Here is a 10,239-nt window from a genome sequence, read left to right as displayed (position 1 = left end):
TAAATAAGGAGTTCATTTTTTATTAATGTTGCCTTTATTAAAGTTAAAATTGCGTATTCAATTTAGTAAGAAATTGTTTATTTCATCACCACCATTTCAAACACAACAGAAATGGAAGTTATGGTAAACTAAACAGTAATAAAAACTTGAAGCTATCTAGGTGGGGCCAAACAAGATGAAAACAATCAGTGAAGACATGCTGCTTACGACGGCCGAACGTATTTGTCAGTCTCGAGGCGTGCGTTTGACCCCACAAAGAGAGACTGTTCTGCGATTAATAGCGCAGCAACACGGTGCGATCAGTGCTTATGATCTACTAGATTTACTACGTGAAATAGAGCCTCAGGCTAAACCCCCTACCGTTTATCGCGGTTTAGAGTTCCTCATGGAACAAGGATTTATTCATAAAATTGAATCCACAAACAGCTATGTGGTTTGTCACCATGTGGATAATCCAAGCCATATTTCAGTGATGTTGATTTGTGATAATTGTGGCAATGTGACCGAAAGTGACTGCACGACTATCGAACAAGCGATTAGCACACTAGCGGAAGAAAATCATTTTCATCTCAGGCATACGGTGGTAGAAAACCATGGTTTATGTCAAAAATGTTTTGAGATTTCCAATTGCCAAGATCATGAACACTGTGAGCATAACCATCACGCCACGGTCAGTTCAAAAAAGAAGTGATATAGAATAAGTGGTCTACAGGAAGTAAAATAAAGGAAGCTATATAGCAACATGGAAGATGGCTATATAAAGAAAAACAGTATGAAAATAGCTATATAAAGAAAGGCTATTCAAAAAATAGAGATATTGAGTCTGCTGCCAGACTCAATCACTCATCATCAATGCCAGTCACTGTTACGGATAACCCCAACAGCTAGACCTTCGATAGTAAAATTCTGTTCGCGTAAATCAACCACAATTGGTGCAAAATCAGAGTTTTCAGCAATAAGCTCAACGCGATTGCCTTGTTGCTTAAAGCGTTTAACAGTAACTTCATCTTCGATACGTGCCACAACAATTTGCCCATTATGGACATTCTGTGTTTTATGTACCGCAAGTAAATCACCATCCATGATACCGATATCTTTCATCGACATACCATTTACGCGTAATAAAAAGTCTGCGTGTGGTTTAAATAATTCTGGGTCGACTTGGTAATGGCTTTCAATATGTTCTTGTGCAAGCAATGGTTCGCCAGCAGCAACACGTCCAATCAGAGGAAGTCCTAAATCTTCGGATTCTTCTTCTAACAACAGACGAATGCCTCTGGAAGCTCCAGAAACAATCTCAATTACCCCTTTACGAGCTAAGGCTTTTAAATGTTCTTCTGCCGCATTAGGCGAACGAAAACCCAAACTTGCTGCTATCTCAGCGCGTGTTGGTGGCATGCCCGTTTGCGAAATGTGGTCACGCACCAGATCGTAAACTTGCTGTTGTCGAGCTGTCAGTGCTTTCATCCCGTTCCCCTGTTTGTTTATACAGTCAGACTGTGAGTATATACAGGTAAATGGGTATTGGGAACTGTTAAATTAGCCAAAACCTGCTTTTGTTGATGAATTTCTGGCTTTTTATCTCTTTTACTGTTTTTAGCCCACTAAGCCGTAAAATAACGTGCCCATAATACGGTTCCCCAGATAAACAGAGCTAATCCTATCGTGACGAACACAGCTGCGGAGCCGATATCTTTCGCTCGCCCAGATAATTCATGGTATTCACTGCCAATACGATCAACAACCGCCTCAATTGCACTGTTAATTAACTCAACGATTGCGACTAATACAACTGAACCAATCAACAAAATTCTGTCAATTTGGCTAATATCCAAGTAAAAAGCTATAATTATCGCAATGATAGCAGCAATCGCTTCTTGACGAAATGCGGCTTCATTTACCCATGCTGCTTTTAAACCTTTAAGGGAGTATCCAGCCGCTTTGATGACCCGAGTGAGTCCCTTAGTTTGACTTGCCATATTTTTTCCTTAATTTTTAAACAATAATCAACTTTTGCAGTCAAAGTGAATTATCGATAACAGATCTAAACGTTGCTTTCTGCTATGATTGCGCAGCATTACTAACAAGAGGCTATAATCATTTATGTCACTATGGCGTAAAATATATTACAACACGTTGAATTTACCACTGAAATTATTGGTAAAAAGTAAACTAATCCCAACGGATCCGGTAACAGAGTTACAGCTTGACCCAAGCAAGCCAACGCTGTACGTCTTGCCATATCACTCAAAGTCCGACCTGCTCACGCTTCGCCAACAATGCTTAGCGATTGGTTTACCTGATCCGCTAGTGGATAACGACATCAATGGCACCAAGCTCCCAGCCTATGTGTTTATTGATGATGGCCCGCGCGTGTTCCGTTACTACTCCCCAGATCCACGTAAAGAGTCAGTAAAAATATTCCATGCGTATCTGGATTTGCATAAAAACAATCCAAATCTTGATATTCAAATGCTACCTGCATCCGTCATGTTTGGACGTGCGCCGGGTCGCGAAGGGCATAAGCCTGCCCCGCTAAAACTCTTAAACGGTGTGCAAAAATTCTTTGCAGTCCTGTGGTTAGGGCGCGATAGCTTTGTACGTTTCTCTCCGAGTATTTCTCTTGGCCAGATGGCGCAAGAACATGGCACCGACACCATCATTGCCAATAAACTTGCTCGCGTAGCACGTATTCACTACTCTCGTCAGCGTTTAGCTGCGGTCGGGCCAAAACTGCCTGCCCGTTATGAGCTATTTAATAAGCTGCTATCCTCTAAAGCGATTGAAAAAGCCGTTGAAGACGAAGCGCGCAGTAAAAAAATCCCATTACAAAAAGCCCAGCAAAATGCCGTGGCGATGATGGAAGAGATTGCTGCTAACTTCTCTTATGAAGCAGTGCGACTGACTGACCGTGTACTCGGTTGGACATGGAACCGCTTATACCAAGGGATCAACGTTCAACATGCTGAGCGCGTTCGCCAGCTGGCGCAAGATGGTCACGAAATTGTGTATGTGCCCTCTCACCGTAGCCATATGGACTACCTGCTGCTTTCTTATGTGCTTTATCACCAAGGCTTAGTGCCACCACACATTGCGGCGGGTATTAACCTTAACTTTTGGCCAGCCGGTCCTATTTTCCGCCGTTTAGGTGCGTTCTTTATTCGCCGTACGTTCAAAGGCAATAAACTCTATTCCACCGTATTCCGCGAATACCTTAGTGAGCTATTTGCTCGCGGCTATTCGATTGAATACTTTGTGGAAGGCGGTCGTTCACGTACAGGTCGCTTACTGGAACCGAAAACCGGTACCTTGTCGATGACCCTACAAGCGATGCTACGCGGAGACTCCCGCCCTATCACCATCGTTCCTATCTATATTGGTTACGAGCATGTGATGGAAGTGGGAACTTACGCAAAAGAGCTGCGTGGCGCTGAGAAAGAGAAAGAAGGCTTCTTCTCCATGGTACGTGGTCTGCGTAAACTACGTAATTTGGGTCAAGGTTATGTGAACTTTGGGCAACCAATTTCACTGACCCAGTACTTAAATAACCGCGTACCAAATTGGCGTGAATCTATCGACCCGATTGAACCACAGCGCCCGAGCTGGTTAAACCCAACCGTCAGCAGCTTAGCCGATAACATTATGGTGAATATCAATAATGCGGCAGCTGCCAACGCGATTAACCTATGTTCAACGGCATTGTTGGCTTCACGTCAGCGCTCGCTCACCCGTGAACAACTGCTTGAACAAATCGAGTGCTATCTACAGCTACTGCGCAATGTGCCTTACACTGCCGATGCAACTACGCCGAACAAAACGGCTGAAGAGCTGCTTGAACACGCTTTGCAGATGAACAAGTTTGAAGTCGAAAAAGACAGCATGGGGGATATTATTATTCTGCCACGCGAAAATGCCGTCTTAATGACCTATTACCGTAACAATATTCATCACTTACTGGTTCTGCCTTCGCTTATCGCCAGCATTGTGCTGCACCATGAGCGCATTAGCCGTGATGCAATCCACCAGCAAGTTGCGCTGATTTATCCATTCCTGAAAGCTGAGCTGTTTATGCGTTATGACGCAAACGCGCTTACGGAAACAGTGGATACATTGATTGATGAGCTGAATAACCAACAACTGATCTGCTTGAAAGATGAGAATATGGTGGTGTTAAATCCTCGCCGTATCCGTCCGTTACAGCTACTGGCAGCTGGTGTTCGTGAAACACTGCAACGCTACGCCATTACACTGTCATTGCTCAATGCAAGCCCAGAAGTCAGCCGCAATACGTTAGAGAAAGAGAGTCGTATGCTCGCGCAGCGTCTGTCCGTTCTGCACGGTATTAACGCCCCTGAATTCTTTGATAAAGCCGTGTTCTCAACACTGGTCGATACCCTCAAAGAAGAAGGCTATATCGACAATAACGAGAATGATATTTTCTCGACGAATGCGAAAAACTTGTACGCCGTGCTTGCACGCTTGATGTCACCGGAAATCCGTCTGACCATTGAGAGCGTTAGCCAAACTGAAGAACTTTCTGCACCAAAACCAGCGCCGAAAAATACGCCGGAAAGTGCTGATGCAGACTCAGAAACGCCGCAAGAGTAATATCACAAGTCAATGATATTCAACAATAAAAAAGGGTAACGCATCTGCATTACCCTTTTTCTTATCCCGTTTTAGCGGTTAAAAATAACTAATTACCATACCGATAAACAGAATAAAGCCAACATAGTTATTATTCATAAACGCTTTGAAACACGGTGCTCGTTCTCGGTTCACCATCAATTGCTGTTGATAAACAAACAGCGCAGCGGCTAGCACTAACGAACCATAATAAACCATACCTAAGTTAGCTAATGAGCCAATCACCACCAGCAAGCCAACCATCACAATTTGCAGCAAACCAATAATCAGCTTGTCATATTGACCGAACAGAATCGCCGTTGATTTCACGCCAATTTTTAAATCATCGTTACGATCGACCATGGCATACTGCGTGTCATAAATCACTGACCAGATGATATTCACTAAAAACAGTAACCAACAAACTAGTGGTAAGGACTCACTAACTGCTGAGAATCCCATCGGGATTGACCAGCCAAATGCAGCGCCCAAGACTACTTGAGGCAAATGGCTCACACGTTTCACAAACGGGTAGATCCACGCTAGCGCTAAGCCTGCGACCGATAACCAGATGGTCATGGTATTCAGACTCAATACCAATAAGAAAGAGAGCCCTACCAACGCAGCAAATAGAATTTTTGCTTCTTTTTCCGTAACATCACCGCTAGGCAGTGGTCGGTGTTTAGTTCTTTCTACATGCCCATCGAAATTACGATCAGCAAAGTCATTGATAACACAGCCTGCGGCACGCATTAAAAATACACCGGCCGTAAAGACAATCAGAATATGCAAACTTGGCGTGCCTTGGGCGGCAATCCACAGCGCCCAATAGGTTGGCCACAGTAATAACAGTGAGCCAATAGGTCTATCAATACGCATTAAACGGCTGTATGCATGCCATTTACTTAGCGCCATACTTCCCTCCACGTTATCGTGCTCCTTTATGCTTCTATTTTACCCATAAACGTTATTTGAATTATGTTAGATAGTTATCTATATGCAGGTGATTCAGGTAAAAATATTTCGGTTAATAATAATGGTTTTTGGGACAATCTAAGTAGGGAGCGGCGTACCCAGCGGTCAGCGCTGGATCCCATTTCAATATAATCTCGGGTTAGGTTTTCATGACTAAAGAGATAGCGCCCTAATGGGACACGCCCAATATCCACTAATTTTTTGTCATTATCAGTGAGCGTCTCTTCTGGGATCAGCGTTCTGCCAATCAACCAAGGGATATTATCCCCATACATAATCACTTCCCGTAGCCAATAACGCTCACTAATTGGTAAGCATTTTTGTTCGTCGGCGGTGAGCATATCCAGTGAGATATAGCGTTCTAAATAAGGTATTACCGTCACTTTCTGACTATGCTGCTCAAACCGCTTGGTCATCGACCCCTGCTCTTGCAACCAATCTAATACACTTTCAGGAACACTCTCGTCGCCCTCTTCTAACCAATTTATCGGGTGAGAGGTAAAAATCGTTTCAGGCATTCAATCAAATTCCACCATAGTAATTATGGTTATCCCCTGATTGCTACTCAAGCTTGTTAACGTCTAGCGTATTAAAGCCACAACCAGCATCGTTCATCTAAATTATTGGGCGATAGAATAGCACGTTGTTATTGTGCAAGGTTAAAGATAGATAACAATTTATATAAAAAGTCGCTAATTCAACACAAATTGTAAAAATTTTGTGAAAAATATTTGATTTATAATGAGTTAGCTCAAAAATCGTATTTTATTAGGATACTAATAGCCTGCCAATTACAGGCTATTAGTCGCTTAAAAAAACGCCATTAACGCCAATTTTTATAGCAATTAATCAGCCCATTGGTAGAGCTATCATGGCTCTCTACCGCTTGGCTATTTTCCAATTCAGGCAGAATACGGCTCGCCAGTTGCTTACCTAACTCAACACCCCATTGGTCAAAGGTGAAAATATTCAAAATTGCACCTTGGGTAAAGATTTTATGCTCATACATAGCGATCAGCGCCCCTAATGAATACGGAGTGATCTCTTTAAGTAAAATAGAGTTAGTTGGGCGGTTTCCTTCAAACACTTTGTAAGGCGCCACATATTCCATCTCTTCGACAGTTTTACCTTGCGCGGCAAATTCAGCATCCACCACTTCACGGGTTTTACCGAAGGCTAATGCTTCTGTTTGTGCGAAGAAGTTAGACAGCAACTTAGTATGGTGATCCCCCAGCGGGTTATGTGTCATTGCTGGCGCAATAAAGTCACACGGGATCATTTTTGTCCCTTGGTGGATCAACTGGTAAAACGCATGTTGCCCGTTAGTTCCTGGTTCACCCCAAATAATCGGACCTGTTTGGTAAGTGACTGCATTGCCATTACGGTCGATATATTTTCCGTTTGATTCCATATTGCCTTGTTGGAAATAGGCGGCAAAGCGATGCATGTATTGGTCGTATGGAAGAATCGCTTCAGTTTCTGAGCCAAAAAAGTTGTTGTACCAGATGCCGATCAGCGCCAATAAAACAGGGATATTGCTTTCTAGAGGCGTTTGCGTGAAGTGCTTATCCATTGCATGAGCACCGCTCAGTAATTGAACGAAATTCTCATAACCGACGGATAAAATGATAGACAAACCAATCGCTGACCACAGAGAGTAGCGACCGCCAACCCAATCCCAGAATTCGAACATATTATTGGTATCAATACCAAATTTTGCGACTTGCTCGCTGTTCGTTGAGAGCGCCACAAAATGCTTCGCAATATGTTTTTCATCTTTGGCAAACGTCAATAACCACTCACGCGCTGAATGCGCATTGGTCATGGTTTCTTGCGTTGTGAATGTTTTCGATGCAATCAGGAATAACGTAGTTTCAGGATTGAGATCCTTCAATGTTTCGGCAATTTGAGTGCCATCAACGTTAGAAACAAAATGCATATTTAAATGGTTTTTATAAGGACGTAGCGCCTCAGTCACCATAAATGGTCCCAGATCTGAACCACCAATCCCAATGTTCACCACATCAGTAATGGCTTTACCGGTGTACCCTTTCCACTCGCCACTGATAATGCGTGTGCTGAATTGCTGCATTTTTTCCAGTACCGCGTTCACTTCTGGCATCACATCTTTGCCATCCACCAGCACTGGGGTATTGTCGCGGTTACGTAATGCGGTATGCAGCACAGCACGATCTTCAGTGCGGTTGATTTTCTCACCACTGAACAGACTTTTGATTGCATCTTCCAGTTGCGTTTCTTTGGCTAATGCCAAAAGTTTGTCCAATGTCTCTTGTGTAATACGGTTTTTGGAGAAATCCACTAAGATTTGGTCATCAAAAGTGGCAGAAAACTTCGTAAAGCGCTGTGCATCTTGTGCAAATAAGTCACGCATATGCACATTTTTCATGTCTGCATAATGCTGCTCTAGCGCTCGCCATGCCGCCGTCTGGCTTGGATTGATACTTTTCATGGATAACACCTCCAAAACAATTTCAAATAATAATAGATTGTAACTCGCCGAGGACACGAAGCTTATCGGTTTTCTGCGTTCTCATAATCTGCTGCTGTTGGGTCTATTCTCCCAAACCTAACGGCAACTGTCATCTCATCCCCAAAATGATATTGAGAAAACCGATAATCATTTGCCCATCATTAGAATTACTGATTTACCTCGATTCATTATTGACGATACGTGCCAAAGTCGATAAATCTATTACTCCAACGTATTTCAAGCTGTTGATGTCGTGCCGTATTCGGCCTGCGCCGCAGGAATTATTTTGGGTTCATGCATTATTTAAAGATAGGCGGTTTAATTAAAGGGATTGGAAAATGAATACAGTAGCTGGCAGTAATCAGTTTGTTATCGCAAAATTCGGCGGCACAAGCGTCGCTAACTTCGACGCCATGAATAAAAGTGCGGATATCGTACTGGCAAATGATCAAGTTCGTGTGGTTGTGCTTTCCGCAAGTGCGGGGATCACCAACTTACTCATTGAACTCGCTGAAGGCTGCGACACTGATAAACGCAATGAGCTACTGCAAAGAGTCAAACAGACTCAGTATGACATTATCGAACACCTGCAAACTGCGAACGTGATCCGCGAAGAAATCGACCGTCTACTTGAGAATATCGCCCATTTAGCTGATTCCGCCTCTCTTGCCACTTCCGATGCCTTAACGGACGAAATGGTCAGCCACGGCGAGATTATGTCCACATTACTGTTTGTGGAAGTGTTGCGCCAGCGCGGGGCATCCTCACAATGGTTTGATGTCCGTAAAGTGATGAGAACCAATGAAAGCTTTGGTCGCGCTGAGCCGGATCTTGAACAGCTACAAGTGCTCGCACAGCAGCAGTTGCTTCCACGCTTAGCCGAGTCGATTGTTATCACTCAAGGGTTTATTGGTCGTGATGCCAAAGGGCGCACTACCACACTAGGGCGCGGAGGGAGTGACTATACCGCAGCCTTACTGGCTGAAGTATTGAACCTATCCCGCGTGGATATTTGGACAGATGTACCCGGCATTTACACCACCGACCCTCGTGTGGTGCCGAATGCCCAAAAAATCGATGAAATCGCCTTTGACGAAGCGGCTGAAATGGCGACTTTCGGCGCAAAAATTCTGCATCCAGCCACGTTATTACCCGCAGTGCGTGCGGGGATCCCCGTATTCGTCGGCTCGAGTAAAGCCCCAGAAGCGGGCGGGACGATCGTCAGCGACCAAACGGAAAACCCTCCGCAATTTAGAGCGCTCGCATTACGCCGCAAACAAACGTTACTGACCTTGCACAGTTTGAAAATGCTGCATGCACGTGGTTTCCTGGCAGAGATTTTTACTATCTTGCTGCGCCATAATATTTCCGTGGATTTGATCACCACGTCGGAAGTGAGTGTCGCACTGACATTAGATACAACGGGCTCAACAGGCACTAATGGTAGCTTGCTGACTAATGCCTTAATGACCGAATTATCCGCGCTGTGCCGTGTAGAAGTGGAAGAAAACCTAGCTCTGGTAGCGATTATTGGTAACCAACTTTCACAAGTGAACGGGCTCGGCAAACAGATTTTCGGCGCGTTGGAATCCTTTAATATCCGTATGATCAGCTACGGTGCTAGCAGCCATAATATTTGTCTGCTTGTGCCAGGTAACGACGCGGAAGAGATTGTTCGCACGCTGCACAATAATCTTTTTGAGTGATAGCGGATAGCTAACCATAAATAATAGCAATCCATAAACGATAACGGGCAATCTTTTGATTGCCCGTTTGACTTGCTAATAAAAATAAATTTAACGACTTAGGAAAGAGGTAATCAGCCCACTAAACGTCGACTCACCTGCAAAAGCATAAGTGCTTTTTAGCTCTTCTCCGCGAATATCTGCAAAGCGCGCTAACGCTAATTCTTTGCTATTCGCCTCAATCTCTTCAAACTGCTTTTGGTAACCCATATTCACTAACTCGGTAGCATTTTGGGTTTCAGTCATCTCTAACGCAACAACTTCGTCAGATTTAATAAAAAAACAATAAGTGCTCATTTAACACCTCATTTTTTCATGCTCAAAAAACAACTAAACTCGTTCTAATCTAATGGAGAGATTTACAACAAAGACTCAACAAAGAACCAGTTAATAAAACTATAC

Annotated in this window: 9 protein-coding genes; 3 read left to right on the top strand and 6 right to left on the bottom strand. The window is 43.7% G+C overall.

What is annotated here, in order from left to right:
• Positions 1 to 175: 175 nt before the first annotated feature.
• A complete protein-coding gene (gene zur, locus JK188_RS14290; RefSeq protein WP_036955395.1) occupies positions 176 to 691 on the top strand; it encodes a zinc uptake transcriptional repressor Zur in 516 nt (171 codons plus the stop codon).
• A gap of 158 nt (positions 692 to 849) precedes the next feature.
• Here zur and lexA read toward each other — a convergent pair whose 3' ends face one another.
• On the bottom strand, positions 850 to 1,467 hold the full coding sequence (lexA, locus tag JK188_RS14285; protein WP_036955398.1) for a transcriptional repressor LexA: 618 nt from the start codon (positions 1,465 to 1,467) through the stop codon (positions 850 to 852).
• Between the two features lie 137 nt (positions 1,468 to 1,604).
• Positions 1,605 to 1,979, bottom strand: coding sequence for a diacylglycerol kinase (locus JK188_RS14280; protein ID WP_036955402.1), 375 nt, complete (start codon positions 1,977 to 1,979; stop codon positions 1,605 to 1,607).
• Between the two features lie 124 nt (positions 1,980 to 2,103).
• Here JK188_RS14280 and plsB point away from each other — a divergent pair, with 124 nt between their 5' ends.
• Complete coding sequence (gene plsB / locus JK188_RS14275) at positions 2,104 to 4,608, top strand: glycerol-3-phosphate 1-O-acyltransferase PlsB (protein ID WP_211887909.1); 2,505 nt, start codon at positions 2,104 to 2,106, stop codon at positions 4,606 to 4,608.
• A gap of 78 nt (positions 4,609 to 4,686) precedes the next feature.
• Here the strand turns inward: plsB and ubiA are convergent, their stop codons facing one another.
• The 3 genes from ubiA to pgi form a co-directional block, all read right to left on the bottom strand.
• On the bottom strand, positions 4,687 to 5,541 hold the full coding sequence (gene ubiA, locus JK188_RS14270; RefSeq protein ID WP_036955408.1) for a 4-hydroxybenzoate octaprenyltransferase: 855 nt from the start codon (positions 5,539 to 5,541) through the stop codon (positions 4,687 to 4,689).
• Positions 5,542 to 5,615: 74 nt separating this feature from the next.
• Positions 5,616 to 6,119, bottom strand: coding sequence for a chorismate lyase (ubiC, locus tag JK188_RS14265; RefSeq protein ID WP_036955412.1), 504 nt, complete (start codon positions 6,117 to 6,119; stop codon positions 5,616 to 5,618).
• A 305-nt stretch (positions 6,120 to 6,424) separates the two neighbouring features.
• Positions 6,425 to 8,071 (bottom strand): glucose-6-phosphate isomerase, encoded by a 1,647-nt coding sequence (pgi, locus tag JK188_RS14260; RefSeq protein ID WP_211887910.1) that lies wholly within the window; start codon positions 8,069 to 8,071, stop codon positions 6,425 to 6,427.
• A 359-nt stretch (positions 8,072 to 8,430) separates the two neighbouring features.
• On the opposite strand from pgi, the gene lysC reads away from it, so the two are divergent.
• Positions 8,431 to 9,798 carry a lysine-sensitive aspartokinase 3 gene (lysC, locus tag JK188_RS14255; RefSeq protein ID WP_036955418.1) on the top strand — a complete coding sequence of 456 codons (1,368 nt, stop codon included), beginning with the start codon at positions 8,431 to 8,433 and terminating at the stop codon, positions 9,796 to 9,798.
• A 90-nt stretch (positions 9,799 to 9,888) separates the two neighbouring features.
• Here the strand turns inward: lysC and JK188_RS14250 are convergent, their stop codons facing one another.
• Positions 9,889 to 10,134, bottom strand: a complete 246-nt coding sequence (locus JK188_RS14250) for a hypothetical protein (protein ID WP_036955421.1) — start codon at positions 10,132 to 10,134, stop codon at positions 9,889 to 9,891.
• Positions 10,135 to 10,239: the final 105 nt, after the last annotated feature.

This window comes from Providencia sp. JGM181 (assembly GCF_018257375.1).
Lineage (GTDB): Bacteria > Pseudomonadota > Gammaproteobacteria > Enterobacterales > Enterobacteriaceae > Providencia > Providencia lanzhouensis.
This window is presented reverse-complemented; position numbering and strand designations above follow the sequence as displayed.

Excerpts from the sequence above, each read along its gene's own strand:
- lexA (WP_036955398.1), bottom strand. The coding sequence starts at position 1,467 with ATGAAAGCACTGACAGCTCGACAACAGCAAGTTTACGATCTGGTGCGT.
- JK188_RS14250 (WP_036955421.1), bottom strand. The coding sequence starts at position 10,134 with ATGAGCACTTATTGTTTTTTTATTAAATCTGACGAAGTTGTTGCGTTA.
- plsB (WP_211887909.1), top strand. The coding sequence starts at position 2,104 with ATGTCACTATGGCGTAAAATATATTACAACACGTTGAATTTACCACTG.
- lysC (WP_036955418.1), top strand. The coding sequence starts at position 8,431 with ATGAATACAGTAGCTGGCAGTAATCAGTTTGTTATCGCAAAATTCGGC.
- pgi (WP_211887910.1), bottom strand. The coding sequence starts at position 8,071 with ATGAAAAGTATCAATCCAAGCCAGACGGCGGCATGGCGAGCGCTAGAG.
- zur (WP_036955395.1), top strand. The coding sequence starts at position 176 with ATGAAAACAATCAGTGAAGACATGCTGCTTACGACGGCCGAACGTATT.
- JK188_RS14280 (WP_036955402.1), bottom strand. The coding sequence starts at position 1,979 with ATGGCAAGTCAAACTAAGGGACTCACTCGGGTCATCAAAGCGGCTGGA.
- ubiA (WP_036955408.1), bottom strand. The coding sequence starts at position 5,541 with ATGGCGCTAAGTAAATGGCATGCATACAGCCGTTTAATGCGTATTGAT.
- ubiC (WP_036955412.1), bottom strand. The coding sequence starts at position 6,119 with ATGCCTGAAACGATTTTTACCTCTCACCCGATAAATTGGTTAGAAGAG.